The organism is Ruminococcus flavefaciens (assembly GCF_900143025.1).
In the GTDB taxonomy this organism is placed as follows: Bacteria; Bacillota; Clostridia; order Oscillospirales; family Ruminococcaceae; genus Ruminococcus; species Ruminococcus flavefaciens_I.
Map to the genome: position 1 here is coordinate 127,757 of NZ_FRCT01000003.1, position 23,843 is coordinate 151,599.

A 23,843-nucleotide genomic window follows, 5' to 3' on the forward strand; every position below is an offset into this window, starting at 1 on the left:
AGAAAGCCACTTGTGCTTAGGTGCAGAGGCGGTTGCTGTCTCCATTGCGGTATTCTCCACCGCAGAAATATTCTTAGTTTCCATAGGTAAAAAGTCTCCCTCAAATATAATAAATTCGTCCATTCAGCGTCACCCGATTATCTCTTTTTTTATTTTTCGGGTTCTTAGCTGTTTGCCGTATTTCCGTCTATATCTGTTTCGGAGTCGGCATCGTAAACAGCTTCTGCTTCTGCATTTTCTGTTTCTGTCGCATCAGCAGGATAGGTAACTTCCTTTAAGGCGGAACTTGACTTGTCGATCACCCATTGACTTATTTGATCTTTCGGAGAAATGTTTGAAACCATCCCACTTCGGTCACTAACAAAACTTTGAATGTCAAACTTTTTCTTCGGATTTGCATCAAGAAGTTCAGAGTAATTTTTGTGTCTTGTTATATCGTATTTATCAGAGAAGAACGGACGCACTCCTCTAAGCTGTAAGATACATTTTCCGCCGTCCATTATGGCTAATTCGTCCTGTGACTTCAACTCCTTTCCGAGTTTCTGATAGTTCATGCCGTAGCTCTCGCTCTGACCTCTGTTGGTAGAAGTATTGAAACTGTCGATAGTTTCCTTACCCAAACTTTCAGAGATCTCTTTCAGCGTTGACTTCTCCTTACCACCGAGAAACAGCATCGTATCACAGTTGCCTTCAATTGTGTCTGCATTGTCTTTATAGATAGCCTTTAGCTGGCTCTTAGCTTGCAAGATGATACTTGCCGATATTTCACGGCTTCGGATAGTCGCTATCAGCTTCTCAAACTGCGGTATTTCGCCAATATTCGCAAACTCGTCTAAGAGACACCGCACATGGTACTGCAATCTGCCGCCGTCGCTGTTGTCAGCTTTGGTACACAGCAGATTGAAAAGCTGTGAATACATGATCGCAACGAGGAAGTTGAACGTTGCATCAGTATCGGAGATTATTACGAACAGAGCCGACAGCTCATCACCGAGCGTATCAAGGTGCAGTTCATCATACGAAGTTATCTCCAGCACTTCATCTATGGCAAAAGGCGCTAAACGTGTCGAACAGCTAATTAAGATAGACTTAGCCGTTTTGCCTGCGGCAAGTTTGTACGCCTTGTATTGTTTGAGAGCAAATGCGCCGAGCCTTTGCTGTTCGCTTACAGGAGAATTTCTGCTCCAACAGCGATATTCGTCATAGGCTTGAGCATCATACGGAAGTTTGCTCTCACTTTCTTCTGTATCATCGGAACTATTAGGGTTTTCCGATTTTTCTTTTTCTATTTTTAAGGCTTCGTCAATTTCTTCCTCAGAAGGAAATGTACCGTTAAGCCAGCTTTCAAGCATATCGAACTGAATGTCGATAGCGTTCTTAAATTCTTCATCGTCCTCTCGGCATTCGGAAGAATTGATCATTTCTATCAAAGTCTCAAAGTTTCTTTCATCTTCGGGATAGATAGTGAAGATCATTGCGATATATGCTGTATACAACAGCTTTTCAGCCTTTACCCAGAAGTCATCACCGCCGGGCTGCTGAGAGGAAGAAGTATTTTTTATCAGGACTTCCACGAATTTGAGAATGTCCTTCTCACGGTTTCTTTCGGAGATATATGCGAAAGGGTTATAGTGCATACTTTTTGAGAAGTCTATCGTGTTAAAGACTTTTATGTTGTACGGCTCATAGACAGGCATAGGCTTGCCATGCTTGTCCTTTTTCAAACCGTTTTTGCCGTCCCTCTGATACACTATCTTGCCTTCGCTGTTTCTCAGCGGTCTGCCCCTTGCAAGAAGATGACCGCACTCCACAAGCACCGTACCCTTTGGATCGGTGATCACATAGGAGGAGTGCATCTGCATCAGGTTCGGCTTGACGAAAAATCGTGTCTTGCCCGAGCCTGAACCACCGATAACGAGGATATTTTTATTTCTCGCAAACTTCGGAGCAGAAGGCTTGCCCATCGTCAGGGACTCCGTTTTCGTGAGGATAACGTTGTTTTCAGGGTTGGATAAGTCCATGTAAGGCTCAATGTCCTTTTCCGTACCCCATACAGCTGAGCCGTATTCCTCGCCCTGCCTAAATTTCTTCTTGTTCTTCGATTTGATATAGAGAACAAGTCTCATGACACCCGCCAGTACCAAACCGAATAAAATATCCAACGGGTGTAAACTGGGAAAGACCTTAGCAAAAGCGACCCCGAGATTGCTCATAAAAGGGAGTATCTTTTCCTGAAATCCTGTACCCTCCGCTGTTCGGTACGCATAGCCGATAAGGTTGCCTGCATACGCAAAAATCGCATAGGGTAAGGCTTTCAGAATGACCTTTTTTAGCTTTCGGGTATTGATCTGCACTCGGCAGACAAAGCCTTTCTCATGTTATCGGCATAAAAGTTCGCCATAAAAACATCATCGCCCCTTGCTCTTGGTGTCGGGGGATAGGTATGTTCGATCATCTGTGTGTCTCCCTTTTTCTCTCTTTTGATCTGTGTTTCCTGTGCGGTGACTGTGCAACACGGGCAGCTTCTCTCTTTAACTGCTCCCTCGTGAACACTCCGCGCTGATTTGTCTTAGCGTTTTTCCCAACGTATTCGGTAAACGCTTTCTTGAAGTTCTCAGTCTTGCTTGCTGAAAAGAAAACATGATAGGTAGCAGGCTCAGTAGACTTGTCCGCTTTCAGGGCAAAGTCAACATCGTACTTTCTCGCCGTTTTGAGGAAATCACCGATATTGTCCTCGCTGACCTCAATGCTGTCGAGCTTGCTGTCCGACTTCTTTTCCAGCTGACGATAGGACATTCGCCCTTTTTTCTCAGCCTTGCCTTCCATAAACTCCTGCAAGGCTTCTTTGAGAATATCCGAGCTGATCTTCTCCGCCTTGATCGTCAGGTCTATCGTTTTCTTCGTGCCGTTTTCGTAGTCGTTAGCCATCAGGTATCAGCTCCCTCCGGCTTGGGAACTTCGTAGACTGCATACGCCTGATTCTTGAACCACTCATGGAGTGCCTTGACAGCTTCCTCCGCTTCCTCATAGGTCTTGTAGATGCCGATAGGGATCTCAAGCCCCGTAATATCTCTGCCGACCATTTCAAAATCGGGATCGATAGTGCCGTCATCGGCAATATCAGCGTCCTCCCAATTTGTCTTGATGCCGATCTTTACGATATTATCGTAATTCACCATCTCATCAAACTGTGTGTAGATAGTCTTAGCCACGATCTTCACCGTCCTCTCTGCATATTTGTCTCAGCTTTTCGTGATATTCTTCCTGCAAGCGGTCAAAATCCTCAAACATCGTGTCTATGATACGCTTATCCGTCTTTTCAGCGATCATATCCATGACAATAGCTTCAAACTCGCTGTGGAAAGAATAAAACAGCTTGTCTATTGCCTTGTATTCGGGCATAGTGTCACCTCACAATCATACGCACCACCTCCTTTGCGGTCAGTCATCGAAGTCTTCATGGAGAACATTCTTCCGAACATCGTAGTCAATGCTCATATCCTCATAGCTCTGAGTGAAGTCAATATTGTTCGCCAGATTGATAAGACAGCTCATCAGATAACTCATAGGGTTATGGATACCCATTGTTTTCTTCATCACGTCATAGCCTCTGTCCAGGCAAGCCCTGTTCACTCTCAGCAGAGAGTCCTGAACTTCCTGAGCAGAATAAACTATGTCATCAATGACTCGCCCTCGCCGTGATACAGCCGTCCTCACCATATGGCTGACGATCTGATCCAGCCCGCTGACGGTCATAGTGTCACTTCCGAAAAGCTCTATCCACTCGACATACTCGTCATATTCGATATTCTCCTTGATGATATTTTTTATCTTTTCTTTGTCTGTGATATATCCATCAATCAATCTGCCTTTTGTTCTTTCAACATTTTCAACAGCCTTTTCGCCTGAAACAGCCGATTGATTGATAGATCCTTCATCACACAGTATTTTATTTTCTTTATTTTGTTCTTTAGTATTATATTGGGGGCGATTTTCTGTTGGTAGAACTTCAAGCGGTAGATCATCAAGATATAGGTTTTCTACCCCTTGTTTTTCACCCTCTTGCGGAGCTGAAAATTCAGCGGTTTTCAACATCTCTGTTGAAAGTTCCGCACCCGATACCTTTGCTTTTGCTTCTGCCTTGACCTTTTCCTTATGTCGTTCTGCTTCGTCCTCGCTTATGGGGTTTTCAAAGAAGTCATAGACGTACTCAATGCCCTTGCTTGCCGTCATATTGGCATACAGCTTGGTGACTACCAGATAGCCTATGTTCTTCAACTCTTTGAGTGCAGAGTCGATAGCAGTCTTGCCCTCTTTGCAGATGAACACAAGCCCTGCAACTGAGTAATCCCAATCATCGGGAAAGGAAAGCACTCTCAGGAGCAGACCGAGGGATTTCAGGCTGATCTCCTTAGAACGGAGAAGCAGACTGCTTACTATGGTGAAGTTGTCGGTCTTATTGACACGGCAGCGCTTGGACTTGTTGGAAGGCATATTGCCCTCAGCCATAACAGTGCAGGAAAGTGTCTTGTCTTTCTCCGAACTTTCATAGAAGTCATAGACATAATGTATCCTGCCGTCCTCCGTCTCGTTCGGGTAGAGCTTTGATATTTTGAGATAGCCCCACTCCTGCAAATCTTTCAGAACGGTCTCAATAGCCGTTTCTCCCTCTTTGCAGATAGAAGAAAGCCCCTTGATCGAGTAATCCCATTCTTCGGGAAGTCCCATAACACGGCCCAGCAGACCGACAGAAGCCAGACTGAGATTTGATGACCGCAGGAACGAATTACTCAGCAGAGTAAAGTTTTTCGATTTATGTACACGGCAGACCGATGATGAAACGGTCTTGCTCTTTTTTGTTTTCTTGCCCATTTGTATCACCCTGTCAGTTATCTCAGCTTCATATTCGGTATACGCAGCTTGTTCACTGCATAGGTGTTGCCGTGAATGATGATAACGTACTTTTCGTCTTTAAGCTCCGTCAGAGCATTTCTGACCGTTGACGGCTCGTCCTTCGGAAAGAAAGAACACATCTCCTCAAACGTGCGGTAGTCCCTCTCGGGAACATTGAGCATATTGTCGAGGATCGCATAAGCCGGCAGGGTGAGTACACCGTGGTCGTTCACAACGATTCTCATAGGTTTCTGCATAGAAAGACCTCCTTGACTTCATTCTGAAAAAGAAAAATGCTCCTCATTGCTGAGAAGCGTAGTACAATATTCAATTTTGGGCATAAAAATAGCGGACAGCGCTTCACTTGTATGAAACACCGTCCGCTGTTACCCATTATTCAGTTTTTTGTCAACAGGCATTCTACCGTTTTTAGGCTTTATTTTGGTTTTCTACCAAGTTTCTACCAACTTTTGAGCCGTTGGTCATCTACCAAGTTTCTACCAAAAATCTTCAAATTTGCGATTTTTCCGATTTTACGATATAGCGCCGTTTTGAGGTTTTCTACCACAAAAAATGCCGTAAAATAGGGTTCTAAATGCTCCTTAATGAACACTAATGAACACTAATTACAAATAGGCTTCATTTTATCACATAATTATTAATAAATCAAGTACAAATGAAAAGACCGCAGCCGCTTTGAAAAAACGGTTACAGTCTATCTTTTTTTGCGAAATTTAGGCATAAGTCTCTTACGATACAGCTTATACATAAAGTCAAGATCAAGATCATAAACAAGAAATACCAGATTTGATATACCGAGCATTATGTAAGCTCCGTATCTGCCCATATCATCAAACTCCTCCAGCATCTCATCAAGTCCGAGGAAATATACTGTGATATAGAAATAACCTATAATACACACATTGAAGATCGCTAATTTTATAATAAGCTTCAAAAGCCTCAGCGGTATCTTCTCGATATAAAACCTCAGGATAGGATAATGACCGAAGAACATTATAAAGATAAGCGCAGCTTCCTTATCGAAGGTGACGAAGACGGACAACAGGCTGACTGCAAGGTAAGTAAGAAACGCCCAGCCTGTGTTGACTTCTACAGCTATTATCATAAGAAGGATACCCGCTATTCCCGGGAGCAGCAGATATAATGCAGGCAAAACTCCCGCAAGAAACATCGTAACAAGACATAGTGCGGAAACGATGCCTCCCAATGCTACTCTGTAGCTGATATCTCTCATTTTTTCAATGCCTTTCCCTGCCCGTCCGAAGTCTTTTTTGCCTGCTGCACATTGTATACGATAGCAGACACAAGCTTATAAGGCACAAACCTCTGTGCAAATGCACCGAGCTTAACTGTGAGTCCCGGAATAGCAAAAAGCTTGCCTGTGAAAGCCTTGTGCAGAGCATATTCAGCAGCGTAATCAGCAGTTATAGGCTTTACGGAGAAGCTTACACCTGCACGGTTATTAAAGTTTGTAGCAACAGGTCCCGGACACAGAACAGTTATGGTAACATTTGACTTGTCTCTGCGAAGCTCCTCATATATTGCAATAGACAGCTTCAATACATAGTTTTTCGAAGCGTAGTATGCTGCCATAAGAGGTCCCGGCATAAAGCCTGCCACAGAAGCTACATTGAGAATAGTGCCGTAATCTCTCCTCTTGAAGTCGCGGAGAAAGAGCTTGGTAAGAATATGGAGAGCTGTTACATTAAGATCTATCATAGCAAGCTCGTCATTCATATCAGTCTCGTCAAATTTTCCGAAAAGACCATATCCTGCATTATTTACAAGCATATCCACGTCTTTTCCCTTACAGAATTCGTAAACTCTGAATACCTCTTCCCGCTTTGAAAGATCGGCAGCAATTATTTCTGTACCCTTTCCGATTGTTTTCTGCATTTCCCTGAGCATATCCTCATTACGTCCTGTAAGAATAAGCTCCCAGCCTCTTTTAGCAAGTTTTCTTGCAATGCTCTGTCCAATACCTGATGTTGCTCCTGTAACTAATGCCTTCATAAAATCATATCCTTTCTGTTATTTTTTCCAATGCCATTTTTTCGTCCATATTGTTTATCCCGAATAGAAATAAGGTCTGAGAGTAATCGTTTATGTTTATGATATCGCCAAGAGGTCTGTCAAGCTGATCAGGCGACACAGCTGTTATCTCACTGTAATGCTGAATAAGGAACGGAATAAAGCAATCTGCATAGCTGTCCTTGATGACAAGAAGTCTTTTATCATTCTGGACAGAAGTTTTTATTCTCAGCAAAGGGACATTCTCGCCAAGGTACATCGAATACATATCACTTGAAGCCAGTCTGCTCCTGTCGTATATCTCACCTTCCGAAAAAGAACCGTCATTCAGTATCCTTTCGCAGGACACTACATCAGCACCTTCTGGATAATTATATATATCGAGTATATCCGCCTTTACCTCGTCATAAAGAGTTCTGTTATAAAGATCGCCTCTGAAACTGTCTGAAACGTGCTCGATAGAATACTTATCATAAGAAGTCGGCAGAAAGCCAAGCTTCTGAATGACAGTTTTATAAACACAGTATGCCCCGTAGCTTGTCCATTTAGTATCATTACGGTAAAAAATGTAGTTATCCTTCATCATTTTCAGGATATTGTAAGCATCTATCCTACGGATATTATTGCTAAGCATTTCATAAAGCTCGTTTATCCTCTGACTGTCGGAACGGCTTATAAAATTTGAAGGAAGGATATCACCGTAAACACCTGTTGACGATGGTACGGCAACGAAATAAGTCGTTCCGTCATAATTCTTTTCAAAAGCGTTTATAATACTGATATTATCAGAAAAAACTTTTTTATCCTGCCCCGATACCTCTGTATCAAGCAGTCTTTCACTGCCGACATATACTCCGTTGACAATGCTTTCTGACAGCTCCACCTGCATACGGTTCTTAGCGTATACCCATTTGCTGCGATCTGTAAAATGATCCGTAGCATAGCTGTCCAGCTGTTTTGCCCAGCTTCCGTTGTACATATCATTGAATGATGGCTCGGGAAAAGCTGTAAGCTGTCTGTTCTCATCGGACGACCAGAACTTTTTTTCTCCCAAAAAAGACATCAGCCCCAATACAGAGATGACAGATAATGACAAAACCGCTGTAACTATACTCATTGTTCTGTTAAGCTTATTCATCTTCTCCCTCCTTACAAATTAATAAGAAGCATCTCGGAGCTTCCGCTGTATGAGATAAGTGCAGTACATATAATAAGCGCAGCCAACGCTGCAAAAGTAGATACCACTGCTACAGTATTCCTTATATTTCCTTTGCCCGAACGAACAATCATATTTCTGAAAAGACTTGTGGAAGCATACAAAGTTATAAGAATAAGGACGATATACGACTTTACAAGATAGAAGAACTGTTCATCAGCAATTACTCCGTTTCCGCCTATCATTGCAAAAAGGTATTGCACAGAAAAGCCGAGACTGTCTCCTGACAGGAATACTGCGCAGAAAATAACGACCAAGAAGGTATAGATAATACCTGTAAAGTCCATCGTCTTCCTTTGCAGGATATGGTTTTCGATAATAAGGGCAATGCCCATTAAAAGTCCCCATATCGCTCCATTGGGCGTAACTGTATACCAAAATCCGAATAAAGTCCAGCCGCCAACAAATACTATCTCTCTTATCCATTTTTTAGTACAAACACCGTACAGCGGCTTAGTGATATATCTTCTTATCCACTGTACGACCTGAGACTGCCATCGTGCTGCAAAATATTTTATCCTTGAGCTCAGAAGCGGATAATTGAAGCTCTGAGGGAATTTCAAGCCAAAACAGTAAGCGATGCCTGTACCCATATCAGCAAATCCCGACAGAGTAAAATAAAGACAGAAAACATAAGCTGTAATTCCTATCCATGCAGTCGCCGCAGACAAGCTGTCCACATCGCTGCTTCTTACGGCAGAATAAAGCATATAAAGATTATCCGCAGCAATTACCTTTTTAGCAAGTCCCTTTATAAACAGAGACATACCTATACCGATATTTGTAAGACTTTCCCTGCGGCTGTCAAGCGCCTTTGTGAATACGCCGTACCTCAGGAGCGGTCCCATTATCAGTCTCGGGAAAAACATGATATAAAGGAAATACCTTACAATACTTTTATCCGCTTTTACTCTGCCTTTGTAAATATCAATAAGCGTACCTATCGCCGCAAGAGTAAAGAAGGATATTCCAACAGGATAAAAACCTTCTGGAGCATGAAGCATATCATGCAGCCATGCAAAGTATTTTGTCCTGAACCCGAATATCATTATAAGATCGAATATTATACCTAATGTAAGCGGGACTGCGGCAAGCTTTTCGTTTTTTCTAAGTTTCCCTATGATATGACCGACGAGATAATTCACAAAGGAATATGCAGCCATAAAGAATAGGAAATACAAACTTATAAGGAAACAGAAAGCCATGCTCTCTATAAGCAAGACCTCTTCTCTGAAACGTTTGGGTGTCAGATAAAAGAGCAGCAGAGCAGCGGGCAGGAATGCGTATATAAACATAAGGCTGCTATATACCATTGCTTTCCTCCTTTATTCTCTCGGTAAGCTCCGAAAGCTCACTGCTGTCCATCATGGTACAGAGCACCTCCACAAGCGCTCCCGCCGAAAGCTGTCTCGGCAGTCCGAGACTTATCTGAAGCTTCTCACGAAGGACACTGCTGTTAGCACCGCCGCTGAGTCCAAGTTCATAAAGAGTAAGCTTGGTTATATCAGAACGGATATTTCTTTCTGAAGCAGTAATACCAGCCTTCTGAAAGGCAGCAAGAAGAGTGTTTGCGTCTATACCCTCAACACCAAGCTTTCCCTCGGCAGATGGCTTTGTTTTACGCTTTTCCTTGCCGAAAACATCAGGGATATACACATTGGTTATCCTGCCGTTGCCCACAGCACCTTTGATATATCCGCGTATCTTCCGCCCTGCCGCATCTGAATCCGTGAGAATGATGATACCTGTTTTATTTGCATAATAGCGGATAAGCTCAAGCTTTTCCGTATCCTTGAAAATACCGAAGCCGTTGGTAACGATGATAACAGCATCAACTATCGAAGAAAGCTTTATCTTATCATATTTACCCTCCACAATAATGGCTTCATCTAACTTAATCATAAGACCTCCGCTAATTTTTAGTCATAAGCATTTTAGTCACTGTCTGTTCAAGCACTATCTTTTCGTCACAGCCTCCCGAATTAAGTGCAATATTCGTATCTCTGAGTATCCTGATACACTCCCTGAGTCTGCGTATACTCATTTTTGAACTGTCACGGAAAGCGTTCTTGACCTTGAATTCCCAAACATATGCGAAATCTGCCTTTACATCAGCCACCTGCTTACCGTACTTTCTTGCACAGGCAGCGCGGTACATATCTATGAACGAAGTCGTAATATTGGCAAGAACAGCTCCTCTGTTGTCCCTGTCCTGCATCAGCTCGTCAAGCGCCTCAAAAGCAGCTCGCTTATTGAAGGCAGATACTGCATCGGCAAGCTTGAAGAAGGTAACATCGCTCTGTCTGTGAACAAGGTTATGTATGATATCTGCGGTTATCTCACCGCTGCCCGCATAGGAGCAAAGCTTATCTATCTCATTTTTGATAGTAAGAGTATCCGACTGACACATGACAGCAAGCTCACGGGCGTTATCAAGAGAAATAAGACCTCCTCTTGCAGAAACTGCGGCAGCAATATCCTTTGCAAGCTCATTTTCTGTCTTGATAGGACACTCGACCAGCTCACCGCTTTTTTCGGCAAAGTCTGCAAGCTTTTTATTCTTATCCTTGATAACGCTCCTGCCAGTTTTGAAATCGCTTTTTACAGCTATCTCAAAGCCTGTAACATTGAATATAACGACTGTCTGAGGAGGGATATCCTTCAGAGTTTCCATAAGCTTTTTATTGAGATCATCGCCGCGCAGACCAGCCATATTTTCACGGGGCTTTTCGCAGTTGTAGTCATTTATAAGAATACAGTTGTATTCCGACATCATAGGCATCATCTGTATCATATCATAAAGCTCGGATGTATCAAGATAACGACCGTCCAGCTTATTGAGAGCAAATTCCTCGTTATCGCCTACCGCTGCCTGAATTATCTGCTTTGTAAGCTTTTCGACCTCGGGGATATTCTTACCGAAGATATAGTACAGATTTTTCAGTTCGCCCTTTCTGAGCTGAGCCTTTATAGTTTTAGGATCTGTCTGTGGCATCAGAGCCTCCTTATTTTACAGCTGCCCTTATCTGACAGCACTATCTCAAAATTATTGTTATCACCAAGAAAAATAATATCATCTCTGCTTCTGTCCGCGTCATTTGGAGTCCTTCCATAGCACACAGAAATATCACTGTCTGTAGCTCCGATATCCGCAGACTCAGCAAAGGCAATCTCGCCGTTTTCGTCTCCTACAGTAAGTATACCGCTATTAAAACGAATATAGCAGTCTCCTCTTTCTACAGACAGCTCATTATCATAAAAATACAGCATATTATCAAGATATACCGAAGCAATATCCGTATCACTGTATATTAACCATTTCTTTACCTGAGTGAATTCAAGCTCGTTTTTATAAGCAGGAAAGGCTGACTGCACCTTTTCAGTGAGCACAGCGTTATCAGCCTCTGAAATACCATTTCGCATCAGATACTTTCTGACATAGGCAGCCGAGCGATAATGCCCGCTTAGGTCTATAATATCCGCGCAGCCGTCCTTGCATACAATTACCGCAGTATTATAACCCTTTCCAAGCACTGCAACGGTAAGTACGGAATTTCTCCTTATACGCTCAACGCCTGAACCTATAAACATAAAAGCAACAGACAGTGAAATGCAAACGCTGATAAATCTCCTGCTTCCGAACAAAGCCGCAGCAACTGCTGTCATAAATGCACAGACAATAAGTCCGCCTATAATAGCCTTGCTGTCGCATGAGAAATGTGTAAATCTGATATGAGCTGCTATATCGGACAATCCAAGTATAACGTCGTTTATAGCCTTTGAAATCGGCAGCAGATCAAAAATGCCGCCTGTGAGAGCATAAGCAAGTCCAATCATCATTGATACCGAGCAAAGCGGCACCAGAAGAATATTACTCAAAGGCGATATGAGAGAGGTCTCATCAAAAAACATTACTGAAAACGGAAAGACGCAAAGTGTTGTACACAACATCACCGCTGCATTTTTAACAAGCTTCTGAACTGCATTTTCATCCGGCATATCCTTTGTCATATACTGTGCAAATACACCTATACCAAATGTTCCGGCAACTGACAGTATAAAGCCCTCGTCATACACAACATAAGGCTGAACCAGACATATGAGCAGCACAGCCCCTGCAAGTGAATTGAAAGTGTCGTTCTGTCGTCTGAAAAGCTTTGCCGCGTACATGAAGTTCATCATTATCGCCGCTCTCACCGCAGATACAGGATAGTCCGCCATAACCATAAGGAAAACAAGTATTAGCTCCATTGCAATAAATGAAGCATACCTGTTTACATTAAGCGCACCAAGCACTGTCATAAGCACAAGTACGGCAACGGAAACATGAAGTCCCGAAACTGCCAGCATATGACCGATACCGCTGCGGTAAACAGCCGTTTTCATATTAACGTCCATACCGCGCTTTTCACCGAAAACCATACCTGCGAGCAAATCGCCGCTTTCCTCTCCGAGTGCAGTGCGGAAGTCAAAAATAATATCCTCTCTGTAGTTTGCAATGAGCTTTTTGATCTTACGACTGTTTCTCTTTTCAACGCTTACACCGTCTGATTTCTCAGCACTGAGGAAAACACCGTCGGACTTATAGTAGCTTTCACTGTCGAAAAGATAGTCTTTGGAAGGCTTTGCAAGCGTACAGTTCTTAATGGATATGATATCCCCGTAATCAGCCTCACAGGAGTTGCTGTAGAAAGTTATCTTAGCAGATATATCGTCGTTTATCATACCGCTGAGGATATATGACGTATTCCCGCCGTCATAACGAACTACTTCCTTGACTTCACCCTTAAAGCTTCCGCTTTTGCCGTCCATAGCAACAGCAGGATAATATCTGACAGCTGAATACGCTGAAAATATGCATATCGCCGCACCGAAAAACGCGCCCATAAGAATATGATCGTTCTTACGAAAACCATATCTCCAAGCAATAACAAGTGCGCCAGCAAGCATTGCCGAAAAAATTAGCAGCAGAGCAGTATCGGTAAAAAATGAAGCGAAAAATAATCCCGCCATATACGCTGCCGCAGCACCAATCATTTTTCGCTTCATAGATTTTATTCCTTATTTAAAGAAAAGAGGCAGTTTTTCAAGGAAGATGATATCCTTTCTGTCGGCTGCATCGCCCTCGGCAAGTACAGCAGACTTTCCTGTGATATCTCCACCAGCCTCAGTCGCCAGCTTTTCAAGCGCATTAAGAGACTCACCTGTGCTTATTACGTCATCGACAATGAGCACCTTTTTGTCTCTGAGCATCTCTACCTTTTCCTGTGAAAGATAAAGTGTCTGCTCAGCAGCAGTAGTTATTGACTTTACTGTTACAGCTATAGGATCTGTCATATAGAGCTTTACGGACTTTCTTGCCACAACATAAGGCTTGCCGCTTTGTCTTGCCATTTCATAGCCAAGTGGTATTCCCTTAGACTCAGCAGTAAGAATAACATCGAAATACGGAGACTTTTTAAGAAGCTGTTCAGCAGCGGCTACAGTAAGCTCTACATCAGAAAACATAACAAAAGCAGCAATGTCGATCTTGTCATTGAGCGGACAGATAGGAAGTTCTCTTTCAAGACCTGCAATGGTCATTTTATAAGTATTTGACATATATATTTCTCCTTATTCTGTCTTGCCGAGAGACTCAGGTCCCCAGCCCATTTTCACGCCTGCAAGCATATGGAAGTGAAGATGCTTTACAGTCTGACCTGCGTCATCACCGCAGTTATTTATGATACGATAGCTCTCGATGCCCTCAGCCTTAGCTATCTTAGCAGCAGCCTCAAATACCTTTGCAACAGCATTTGAATTTTCCTCTGTTATCTCATTTGCGCATGAGATATGGACCTTTGGTATTATTAAGTAATGAACCGGAGCTATAGGAGCAATGTCCTTAAAAGCAAAAACGAATTCGTCCTCATAGACCTTAGTACTTGGTATCTCGCCGTCGATTATCTTGCAGAATAAACAATCCATAATATTTCTCCTTTGCGTTAAGATTTACGGAGCGGACAAGCCGCTCCTTTATTTATCAAAGTGATGCGCTGACTATTTCCTCAAACTTGCTCATAGCTTCGTCGATCTTCGCGATATCTCCTGCACCTGCCATAGCACCGTCAGGCTTACCGCCGCCCTTACCGCCTGTTACAGCAGCTATTTCGCGTACTATCTTGCCTGCATTTGCGCCCTTTGTAACAGCGTCCTTTGTGCAGACACAGTAGAATGTACCCTTTTCACCAATAGTACCTGCAAAGAGAGCAATAATTGCCTCGTTCTTATCCTTTACACTGTCGCCAAGCTTTCTGAGAGCATCGGGAGTTGAACCGTCCATACGTGCAGAAACTATCTTCACGCCGCTTACTTCCTTTGCATTGTCAAAGAGGGCAGCTGTCTTTGCGTTAGCTATCTGCTGAGTGAGACTTTCAAGCTTCTTATCCTTTTCCTTAGCCTCAGCAGCAATAGCAGCACACTTCTCGGGAAGCTCAGTGATATTAGCCAGCTTGAGAGCCTTTGCAGACTTGATTATAGTGCTCTTGAAATCGTTGAGAAGAGTGATAACGTTCATGCCTGTTACAGCCTCGATACGTCTTACACCAGCTGCTACAGAGCTTTCGGAAACTATCTTGAACAGACCGATCTGTGAAGTATTTGATATATGAGTACCGCCGCAGAACTCAATTGACTTATCAGCAGTTACAACGCGGACAGTATTTCCGTACTTTTCACCGAAGAGAGCCATAGCACCAAGCTTTCTTGCCTCCTCGATAGGCATTTCCTGCATTGTAACAGGAACAGCAGCCATTATCTCAGCATTTACGATGTCCTCAACTCTTGCTATCTCCTCCTCAGTCATTGCGCTGAAGTGGTTGAAGTCAAAACGGCAAGCCTTTTCGTTAACGAGCTGTCCTGCCTGATGAACGTGATCGCCGAGAACCTGTCTGAGTGCGTGCTGGAGAAGGTGTGCTGTAGTATGATTGCGCATAATAGCCATTCTGCGGTCTTTTTCTATCTGAGCAAGCACCTTGTCGCCCTTTGAGATGCTTCCCTGCTCAACAGTAGCAATGTGGAGGAAGTGTCCCTCGGACTTTATAGTATCATCAACAGAAGCAATATTTGCACCGTTGATTATCATACCTGTATCGCCGACCTGTCCGCCACTCTCAGCGTAAAAAGGAGTAACATCGAGAACGATAACAACGTCGTCGCCCTCAACAGCAGTTTCTACCTCAACGCCGTCTTTATATATAGCAAGTACTTCGGCGTCCTCAGCCTCGAAATCTGTATAGCCTGTGAAAATAGTAGCGGGAGCGTCTACCTTTATGCTGTTATCAGCCCATGAAGAACCGGCCTTTGCAGCGTGGTCAGCCTTAGCTCTTGCTCTCTGCTCCTTGGCAAGCTCAGTGAAACGGTCACGGTCAACAGTGTAGCCCTTCTCCTCGCAGATCTCTTCTGTAAGGTCTATCGGGAAACCATATGTATCGGAAAGCTTGAATGCGTCATCGCCTGAGAGGACTTTACCGCCCTCAGCAGCAAGCTTCTCAGTGAACTGATTGAGGAGCTCTGTACCCTTGTCGATAGTCTTGGCGAAAGCTTCTTCCTCAACGCCGATTATCTTCTTGATGTAATCACGCTTCTCAGCAAGCTCAGGGTAAGCATTTGCATTTTCATTTATAACTGTATCACATACCTCTGTGAGGAAAGGTCTCTTTACGCCTAAGAGTCTGCCGTGACGTGCAGCTCTTCTAAGCAGACGGCGGAGAACGTAACCGCGTCCCTCATTAGAAGGAAGGATACCGTCGCCTACCATGAATGTAGTGCTTCTGATATGGTCAGTAATAACACGGAGCGAAACATCCTTCTTAGCGTCCTTCTTGTACTCAACACCTGCGATTGAGGAAATGTGCTTCATGATATTCTGAACAGTATCTACCTCAAAGATGTTGTCAACACCCTGCATTACACAGGCAAGTCTCTCAAGGCCCATACCTGTGTCGATATTCTTGCTCTTCATTTCAGCGTAGTGACCTTCACCGTCACTGTCGAACTGACTGAATACAAGGTTCCATATCTCGATAACTCTGTCGCAGTCGCTTGCCTGCTCAAAGCTCTCGAAAGGACCGTAAGCCTCACCGCGGTCGAAGTGTATCTCGGAACATGGACCGCAAGGACCTGAACCGTGCTCCCAGAAGTTGTCCTTCTTGCCAAGACGGATAATTCTGTCATGAGGGATACCGATATGGTTCTCCCATATCTGCTCAGCCTCGTCATCGCTCTCGAAAATCGTTATCCAGAGCTTCTCGGCAGGGATAGCAAGAGTCTTTGTAAGGAATTCCCATGCCCACTCGATTGCCTCGGTCTTGAAGTAATCACCGAATGAGAAGTTTCCGAGCATCTCGAAATATGTACCGTGACGTGCTGTCTTACCAACACTCTCGATATCGGGAGTTCTTATACATTTCTGACAGGTGGTAACTCTCTTGTTCGGAGGAGTAGCCTGTCCGAGGAAGAATTTTTTCAGAGGAGCCATACCTGAATTGATAAGAAGAAGGCTCTTGTCGCCCTGAGGAACAAGAGAAGCACTTGCCATTCTTGTATGGTTCTTGCTCTCAAAGAAAGATAAATACTTTTCACGTAGATCGTTAAGACCTGTCCACTGCATAAAAATGATCTCCTTTTAATTAATTCATAATGCATAATTGATTGAAATATCGCATCAAGGACGCTGATACACTTTAATCCGTATTTCCGAATTAAAACAAAAAGAGCCCCGCCGCCATAAATGGGACGAAGGCTTTCGTGGTACCACCCAAATTCAAAAGGAACAAAGTCCTTTCCTCAATATCCTTAACGCAGAAATACGCCCTGATTTCTCAGAGTAGCTCAGGGGTAGCACCTGTATCATGCGTAAAAGCTCACACCGGCCGCTTTCTCTCTGCACCGCATCTGCTACAGTCATTCCCGTCATTGCTATACTTTAATATTATAACGCTGTTTCGTTCAAAAGTCAATGGTTTTGCAAATATTTCTTTAAAAACTGCTCATATTAGTCCATATGATTTTAGAATTTCCGTGTTTCCTTCTTTCTTTTTTCTATTTCTTCCATTGTTTTTTCATAAGCACTTACATTATTATATATCATATCGCGTTTTTGAATTTGCTGTATCCTAAAATCATTGATATTATCTATGAATTGTTCAAGTGAATTTAGTTTGCTTCCATATTTAATCGCAAATTTTTTTCAATAGTCTTACCACCTTGCGACATAGTTATTGCTGATCTTGCTTTCTTAAAATCAAGAAAGACGATATTTTTATCACTGTCATCGACCTCATCTGCCGCAAAAGTAATATTGCAGATATTCATGCCGATAACAGATGCAAGTTTTGATAAACCTTCTTCTACAAACACATAGTCACAGTTCACGTATCCTTCTTCAGCCATTTTCTTGCAGAATTTCTCAATGAACTGCTCTTTATTGAGTTTTTCGCCATTATATATCTGAGTTGATGTAAAAAAGTTCCCCATATTATTTCTCCGACGTTTTAAATATTTACTATAGTATAGTATATCAACTTTTATTTGTCAAAAACAAAAAGAAACTCAGCTTTTTTCGCCCAGTTCCTTTATTTTCTCCGCAATATTACGAAATACAGGTGCTGCCGCATCATTTCCGTATCCGCCGTTTTCGATGAATACCGTTACTGCATACTTGGGCTGACGAGCAGGAAAAAAGCCTGTTATCCATGCGTGACAAAGCTCCTCGCCTTTGGAGTTAGTCTTTCCCGTCTGAGCTGTCGAGGTCTTTGCACCCACGCTCATTTTATTTGTCCGTGCCTTTGAATTCTCATTATCCCTGACAGCAAGTATCATCATTTTTCTTAACTCATCTGCTGTTTCTTCACTGACAGCCTGAGAGTAACGCGGATTTTTCTCATTACCGACTGTTTCACCGTCAGCTGTAAGTCCCTTTATCAGACGCAATACAGGTCTTTTACCGCCGTTGGCTATTGTGCAGGTAAGCTGAGTTATCTGAAGCGGAGTTGCCGAAAGCTTGCCCTGTCCGAATGCAAAATTCGCCATTTCGGCAGGTATACTCAGTTCCTTTTCCGTTGGGAGTACACCTGCTGAACCAACTATTCCCGTGCAGAGATAGTTTTCTCTGCCAAATCCCAGTGAATACGCTCTTTCACGCAGCTTTCCAAGTTCAAGACACCTACTGAGCTCAATAAAATAAGTATTGCAGGAATTTGTCATCGCCTCTGATATATTCTGTATGCCGTGTCCATCAAGCTTATGGCAGTTGAAAAGTTTGCCGTCTACATCTGTATTTCCGCAGCAGTTATAAACTATATCTCCCTTCCCCTCTTCAAGAGCTTCCGCAGCTGTTACAAGCTTGAATACCGAACCTACACTGTATGAATACAGTGCGCGGTTTATCAGCGGACAATCCTTGTTTTTCAGAGCTTCTTCAAGCTTTTCGGGAGCATAATCAGGAAAGCTTGCCATTGCAAGTATATCGCCGCTTTTTATATCTGCACACACGATAGCTCCGGTTTTTATGCCCTTTCCGCAGTCCTCGCATATTTTCTGGATATCCTTGTCTATAGTTAGAACAACACCGCTTTTATACGAATTTGTACGAAAAGCACTCTTTCCGTTACCTGATAGGATACGACCGAAGCCGTCTGTTTCGTAGGTCACACTGTTACTGGGATAATCAGCTCTCAGAATGGAATTATATGCGTATTCTACGCCGTCAGCTCCCTCATTGTCTGAAAGATAGCCTATTACGTGCCTTGCAGTCTGATTTTCACTATATCGCTGAGGAACTTCAAAAATTGTAAGCCCGTCGGTCTCATATGCATATTTCGTACATTCAAACTCAAATGGAAGCCCCTTGTCGTACTCCTCATAGAATTTCTCACGGTCAACAGCATATTCGGCTGTACTTTCCCTGTCAAGCATTGAAGGTACTGCAACAGCTTCAAGATGTGTCTCAGCATTTGTCAGCGGACGCATTTTTGTATCGTATATAGTTCCCTGACATCGCCCTACTTCATATGTGAAAATCCTGCTCTGCTGTGCGGCAGGTACATTTTTCTGCTCTACAGCAAGGCGGTAATAATTAGTTCCAAGTACCGTAAAGCACACTAAAAATACCGCCGTGAGTATTATAACTCCGTGCTCTCCTCTTTTTCTGACCATTGTATCACCTCTCTGTAATATTCTGGTCAGTTTATGCTGAATATATACAAAAGAGCAGTCTGTTTAATACAGACTGCTTCTATATTTGCTGTTTGACTCACTCCAGTCCGAGAAGCATCTTTTGTATAGCCTGAGCATCGCCGACTGTAAGTCCGTCGCCGTTCATATCGCCGTTGAGTTTGCCCTGTTCGGTAAGATGATACTCCGCTGTACCGCCTATGCCATATTTATCAGGATTTGCAAGAGCCTGCATTATCATTACTGCATCTGAAAGATCAACCTGACCGTCGCAGTTTGCATCACCTTTTAGGCTTTTTACAGGCGTTGACACATTTTCGCCACCATAAGTCTCAGGATAAACAAGAGCAAAATCAGGATTGAGCTGAATGTAATTAAGTGCAGCTCGACGAAGGTCTGCTATCTTATCCTTGTCCTCCGATTTGCACCTAATACTGCATTCGCAGTACTTTCTGATATCAGGATCCTCGCCCTCAGGAGCACTCTTTGTCACTGTCATAGATGACACATCATAAACATCAAAATACTCCTTTGGCAGTCCGAGAGACTTCTTGACCTTGTCACTGTCCCATACAATATCGCTATTTTTAAACAGCTTATCCTTATCATTCATGTCAGTTACATGAGATACAAGCTCGTGATTGGTAAGATTTAGCATATAATTTTCGGGATAAAGCAAGATAGTCATAGAATCATTATCTACAGCAGTATTTCCGTTCCTCTGCGGATAAACGTGGTACTTTTCGGTATCGGTGAGACCTTTTTCGTTAAATACAGTTCTGACCTCATCTTCGGTCATATTATATATTTCGTCAAAGGTATATCCGATATCAGACAGTTCATAATTTGAATATTCAGCAATGAAAGCTTCCACATCGCCTGTAAGTACATCAACGCTGATATTTTGATTATAGTGACAGAGCTGAACTTTGTCGGGAGCTCCGTCAACAGCTCCGCTTACAGAAAGATAATAGCCTTCATCAATTAAGTATAAATACGCCAGCATATCGAAAGGAGTTCCACTCTTTATACCGTTATAGGCTTCAAAGTCCGACCACGTAAGCTCATCGCCTTTTTTTGAAAGCTCAATGACATAATCAAGCGTCATCTTTTCACTTTTCTCAAACACACCAATATCCTTAATTGTTGAATTGATATCTGTTGCCATTGTGTTTTTTTCGGTTTCGCCTGTCTGCAAGCTCTGAGCTGCTGTTTCAGCGATCGCATTTACAGGCACAACACTTCCAAAGCACATAGCCGCAACAATAGCTGCTAATATTCTCCTTTTCATAAGACCATCTCCTTTACATCAGAAAAACCTTTCCCTTATTATTTAGGCGTATTTTTTCGGACTTTGTCTCACTCTTTTGGCAAAAAATGCGTCACCGTATCTCTCAACTTTATAATATCATATCCTACTAATAAAATCAATATCCCAACAAAAAAACACTGTTAACAAAATCGGGACTCACAGCTGTAAGTCCCGTCAATCATTATTCAAGTATGACCGTAAAAGGTCCGTCATTAAGGAGCTCCACCTTCATATCAGCTCCGAATGAACCTGTTTCAACGTGCTTCCCCTTACTGCGGAGATAATCCACGAAATATTCGTACAGGGCATTTGCCTTTTCAGGCTTTGCAGCCTGTATAAAATTCGGTCTGTTACCCTTGCGGCAGTCCGCATATAAAGTGAACTGCGGAACTACAAGAAGCTCGCCTCCCACACTTTCAAGGTCAAGGTTTATCTTGTCGTTTTCATCGGAGAATATACGCAGTCCGCATATCTTGTCACCAAGCCTGCGGCAGTCCTCCTCTGTGTCCTCGTGACCTACTCCGAACAGCAGAAGAAAGCCTGTATTTATTTTACCAATGACTTTGCCGTCAACTGTTACGCTTGCTCGTGTAACACGCTGTAATACTATCCTCATTTATGCCTACTTTCTTACTATATCCATGTCAAATGGCTTCAGACAGAGCTTTTCTCTGTCGCCGCCGTCGATTATACTGTACATTGCTTTAGGAAGCGTTATATGAACTTCCTGCTCCGTATTATTAAAGAAAAAGATGTAGTCATCTGCTCCGTTTGTACGTGTGGTGACCTCAACTCCGCGCGGAAGCTCCATTAATCGCGGTATTCCTGTCTGCTTCATTATATTTGCAGCAAAGCTGTCATAGAATTTATAATCACACAGCGTTCCTATATAATATGCTACGCCGCTGCAATAACGGTTCATAGTAACTGCTGCCGAACCCTCATAGAAAGTATCCTTATACTCGGCATAAGCACGGGCTGTAGTGGGCTCTAAAATGTCGCACCATGCCGTGCAGGTGAACTGACTTCCAGAGAAATCCTCAATAGTCTGTTCGAGGGTTCCTATAGGGTCATATTCAGTTATCTCAGCGCCGATAAGCTCTCTGTATACTGTTGGAAGCGGCTCCATGATGCAGTTGTTGTTCTGATCCTTTACGCCGCTGCGGTTGGTCATTACAACTGTACCGCCCTTGATAACATATCTGTATATATTTTCGGTAGCTTCCTTTTCGTAGATATACATTGCAGGTGCAATGACTGCCTTATATCTCGAAAGATCGGCTGTAGGCGATATAATATCCACATTTGCTCCGTATCTCGTGAATGATGCATGAAGGAGCTTTAACTGCTCGATATAATCATAGCCCTCAGTCTGCGGCTGTATACTGAATGCCCAATCATTGTCGGGAGAATAAAGTATAGCTATCTCAGATACTATCTGGGTGGTCTCTATTACATTGAGCTTTGCAGCAGTACGGCAGAGGTCGGCAAATTCCTTGAATCTCCGTCCCATAGTGTTGCTGTGATCGAGGATACCGTGCCAGTACATCTCCGCGCCTGTATTTGCTGTTCGCCATCGGAAGTGCATGACTGTATCTGCTCCGTGAGCCATTGCCTGTAAGGCATAGCCCTTTATCTGACCTGGACGCGGTGTTGGACTCATAGGCGACCAACTTCCCGTAGGTCCGCTGAGCTGCTCCATTACCCAGAAGTTGCTCTGCTTGACTCCTCGCATGAGATCAAGCTGGAAGGCATGAGAATAGACCTCTCCCTCCTCCTCGGGGATAAGTACAGGCGGGTAATTATCGTAGGATACAAAATCCAGCAGATCAAAGAGCTTGTAAAAATCAGGCGTATTCTGACTGAACCATACATTTGTTGTTACTCTGGCATTCTGATTTACGCACTTTATTATCATTGCCATGTCATTTATGAACTTAACTGCCATATCCGACGAAAATCTGCTGTATTCGAGGCAGAGTGCAGGATTCTGCCATGCCATCGGATAGGCTGTGGGAGGCTGTATCTGTGATATATCACTGTACTCGCCACTCCACACACTGTTACCGAATGCGGCGTTAATATTTTCGAGTGTGTCATGCTTATCGATAAGCCAGTCCCTGAAAAGACCGCGGCATATCTCACAGGTGCATGGATACGCCTCTATCTCGTTATCTATCTGCCACGCTACTATTGCACGGGAATTGGCATAACGCTTGGCAAGGATCTCGGTTATACGTTTTGCATAGTACAGGAACATTGGCGCATTGAGACATCTATGCGCTCTTATTCCTGTCTGCACCTTGTTGCCGTCAGTTCCGACACGGGCAATATCAGGATAGGTCTCATACATCCATAAAGGCGGACAACTGGTCGGCGTACACATTATTACTCCGATATTATTGCGTGCGAAAATGCTTATAGCTTCGTCAAGCCATTCAAAGCAGAATTCGCCGTCGCGCGGTTCGAGCTTTGACCATGCAAATTCCCCCATGCGGACGTATCTCACGCCTGTCTTTGCCATAAGGTCTGCATCTATTTTCCATAACTCTCGGTTCCATTGCTCGGGATAATAATCTACGCCAATTCTCATAACATCACTCCGCTCAGTTTACGTTATATTCGATAAGTCCGCAGTTGTCCATGAACCAGTTTGCAAACTCATCTGTTGTCATATCATTGAAATAGGTCTCTATAACTCGGCAAACTCCTCCATGACTTACAATAAGCACGTTCTTGTCTCTGTACCTGCTTATTATGTCATCAAGTGCCGTATAGACCCTGTGAGAGAGCTGCAAAAGTGACTCGCCGCTCTTTCCCATTCGTACCCCAAAATTTATTTTATTCTCGGCAAAGCCCTCTGTAAATCGGCTCTTGCCCTCATACTCTCCGTAATCCCATTCTCTTAATCTATCGTCTATTATCATGCTTATCTCGCATTTATCGGCAACTGCCTTTGCGGTAGTCATTGCACGCTTCATCGGCGATACTATCATAATGTCGATATTTCCCAGTTCCTTTATCCTTTCTGCAAGCATTTCCGCCTGCATCACGCCTGTTTCATCAAGAGCGATATTGGTAGTTCCGAGAATTATCTCCTGTTTATTATACGCGGTCTGTCCATGCCGCGTTGAATATATCTTCAAATTATTCCTC

Annotated in this window: 23 protein-coding genes and 1 other annotated feature; all 23 genes read right to left on the minus strand. The window is 43.3% G+C overall.

The window, feature by feature from the left end; translation table 11 throughout:
- Window positions 1-164: 164 nt before the first annotated feature.
- Window positions 165-2,213: a VirD4-like conjugal transfer protein, CD1115 family gene (locus tag BUB28_RS04355; RefSeq protein WP_431767970.1), complete on the minus strand. Its 2,049-nt coding sequence runs from the start codon at window positions 2,211-2,213 to the stop codon at window positions 165-167.
- 116 nt (window positions 2,214-2,329) lie between these two features.
- Window positions 2,330-2,455, minus strand: a complete 126-nt coding sequence (locus tag BUB28_RS17490; protein ID WP_278290522.1) for a hypothetical protein — start codon at window positions 2,453-2,455, stop codon at window positions 2,330-2,332.
- Entirely contained in the window at window positions 2,452-2,928 is a 477-nt protein-coding gene (locus BUB28_RS04360) for a PcfB family protein (RefSeq protein ID WP_072949186.1), read from the minus strand. The genes BUB28_RS17490 and BUB28_RS04360 overlap by 4 nt, the downstream gene beginning before the upstream one ends.
- Window positions 2,928-3,212, minus strand: a complete 285-nt coding sequence (locus BUB28_RS04365; RefSeq protein ID WP_072949189.1) for a hypothetical protein — start codon at window positions 3,210-3,212, stop codon at window positions 2,928-2,930. Before BUB28_RS04365 ends, BUB28_RS04360 begins: the two co-directional genes overlap by 1 nt.
- The gene (locus BUB28_RS04370; protein WP_072949191.1) at window positions 3,205-3,402 is read right to left on the minus strand and encodes a hypothetical protein; all 198 of its coding nucleotides are present in this window, start codon (window positions 3,400-3,402) and stop codon (window positions 3,205-3,207) included. The genes BUB28_RS04365 and BUB28_RS04370 overlap by 8 nt, the downstream gene beginning before the upstream one ends.
- A 39-nt stretch (window positions 3,403-3,441) precedes the next feature.
- Window positions 3,442-4,872 (minus strand): hypothetical protein, encoded by a 1,431-nt coding sequence (locus BUB28_RS04375; protein WP_072949193.1) that lies wholly within the window; start codon window positions 4,870-4,872, stop codon window positions 3,442-3,444.
- Window positions 4,873-4,889: 17 nt separating this feature from the next.
- The gene (locus BUB28_RS04380) at window positions 4,890-5,150 is read right to left on the minus strand and encodes a hypothetical protein (protein ID WP_072419547.1); all 261 of its coding nucleotides are present in this window, start codon (window positions 5,148-5,150) and stop codon (window positions 4,890-4,892) included.
- 458 nt (window positions 5,151-5,608) lie between these two features.
- Window positions 5,609-6,148 carry a hypothetical protein gene (locus tag BUB28_RS04385; RefSeq protein WP_072949195.1) on the minus strand — a complete coding sequence of 180 codons (540 nt, stop codon included), beginning with the start codon at window positions 6,146-6,148 and terminating at the stop codon, window positions 5,609-5,611.
- Entirely contained in the window at window positions 6,145-6,927 is a 783-nt protein-coding gene (locus BUB28_RS04390; RefSeq protein WP_072949197.1) for an SDR family NAD(P)-dependent oxidoreductase, read from the minus strand. The genes BUB28_RS04385 and BUB28_RS04390 overlap by 4 nt, the downstream gene beginning before the upstream one ends.
- Before the next feature lie 4 nt (window positions 6,928-6,931).
- Entirely contained in the window at window positions 6,932-8,083 is a 1,152-nt protein-coding gene (locus BUB28_RS04395; RefSeq protein ID WP_072949199.1) for a DHHW family protein, read from the minus strand.
- 11 nt (window positions 8,084-8,094) lie between these two features.
- On the minus strand, window positions 8,095-9,474 hold the full coding sequence (locus BUB28_RS04400) for an MBOAT family O-acyltransferase (RefSeq protein WP_072949201.1): 1,380 nt from the start codon (window positions 9,472-9,474) through the stop codon (window positions 8,095-8,097).
- On the minus strand, window positions 9,464-10,063 hold the full coding sequence (locus tag BUB28_RS04405) for a ribonuclease M5 (RefSeq protein ID WP_072949203.1): 600 nt from the start codon (window positions 10,061-10,063) through the stop codon (window positions 9,464-9,466). The genes BUB28_RS04400 and BUB28_RS04405 overlap by 11 nt, the downstream gene beginning before the upstream one ends.
- Before the next feature lie 10 nt (window positions 10,064-10,073).
- Window positions 10,074-11,156 carry a DNA polymerase III subunit delta gene (holA, locus tag BUB28_RS04410; protein ID WP_072949205.1) on the minus strand — a complete coding sequence of 361 codons (1,083 nt, stop codon included), beginning with the start codon at window positions 11,154-11,156 and terminating at the stop codon, window positions 10,074-10,076.
- Window positions 11,156-13,210 (minus strand): ComEC/Rec2 family competence protein, encoded by a 2,055-nt coding sequence (locus tag BUB28_RS04415; RefSeq protein ID WP_072949207.1) that lies wholly within the window; start codon window positions 13,208-13,210, stop codon window positions 11,156-11,158. The genes holA and BUB28_RS04415 overlap by 1 nt, the downstream gene beginning before the upstream one ends.
- A 12-nt stretch (window positions 13,211-13,222) precedes the next feature.
- Window positions 13,223-13,762: a phosphoribosyltransferase family protein gene (locus tag BUB28_RS04420; RefSeq protein ID WP_072949209.1), complete on the minus strand. Its 540-nt coding sequence runs from the start codon at window positions 13,760-13,762 to the stop codon at window positions 13,223-13,225.
- Window positions 13,763-13,774: 12 nt separating this feature from the next.
- A complete protein-coding gene (locus BUB28_RS04425; RefSeq protein WP_072949211.1) occupies window positions 13,775-14,131 on the minus strand; it encodes a histidine triad nucleotide-binding protein in 357 nt (118 codons plus the stop codon).
- A gap of 52 nt (window positions 14,132-14,183) precedes the next feature.
- Window positions 14,184-16,811: an alanine--tRNA ligase gene (gene alaS / locus BUB28_RS04430; RefSeq protein ID WP_072949213.1), complete on the minus strand. Its 2,628-nt coding sequence runs from the start codon at window positions 16,809-16,811 to the stop codon at window positions 14,184-14,186.
- A gap of 118 nt (window positions 16,812-16,929) precedes the next feature.
- Window positions 16,930-17,126, minus strand: a binding site (T-box leader).
- A gap of 230 nt (window positions 17,127-17,356) precedes the next feature.
- A complete protein-coding gene (locus BUB28_RS04435; RefSeq protein WP_072949216.1) occupies window positions 17,357-17,677 on the minus strand; it encodes a hypothetical protein in 321 nt (106 codons plus the stop codon).
- A 75-nt stretch (window positions 17,678-17,752) separates the two neighbouring features.
- A complete protein-coding gene (locus tag BUB28_RS04440; RefSeq protein WP_072949218.1) occupies window positions 17,753-19,357 on the minus strand; it encodes a peptidoglycan D,D-transpeptidase FtsI family protein in 1,605 nt (534 codons plus the stop codon).
- A gap of 97 nt (window positions 19,358-19,454) precedes the next feature.
- Window positions 19,455-20,666 carry a dockerin type I repeat-containing protein gene (locus tag BUB28_RS17560; protein WP_072949221.1) on the minus strand — a complete coding sequence of 404 codons (1,212 nt, stop codon included), beginning with the start codon at window positions 20,664-20,666 and terminating at the stop codon, window positions 19,455-19,457.
- A gap of 202 nt (window positions 20,667-20,868) precedes the next feature.
- Window positions 20,869-21,303, minus strand: a complete 435-nt coding sequence (dtd, locus tag BUB28_RS04450) for a D-aminoacyl-tRNA deacylase (protein WP_072949224.1) — start codon at window positions 21,301-21,303, stop codon at window positions 20,869-20,871.
- Window positions 21,304-21,309: 6 nt separating this feature from the next.
- On the minus strand, window positions 21,310-23,280 hold the full coding sequence (locus tag BUB28_RS04455) for a beta-galactosidase (RefSeq protein ID WP_072949226.1): 1,971 nt from the start codon (window positions 23,278-23,280) through the stop codon (window positions 21,310-21,312).
- Between the two features lie 13 nt (window positions 23,281-23,293).
- The gene (locus BUB28_RS04460) at window positions 23,294-23,833 is read right to left on the minus strand and encodes a histidine phosphatase family protein (RefSeq protein WP_072949229.1); all 540 of its coding nucleotides are present in this window, start codon (window positions 23,831-23,833) and stop codon (window positions 23,294-23,296) included.
- Window positions 23,834-23,843: the final 10 nt, after the last annotated feature.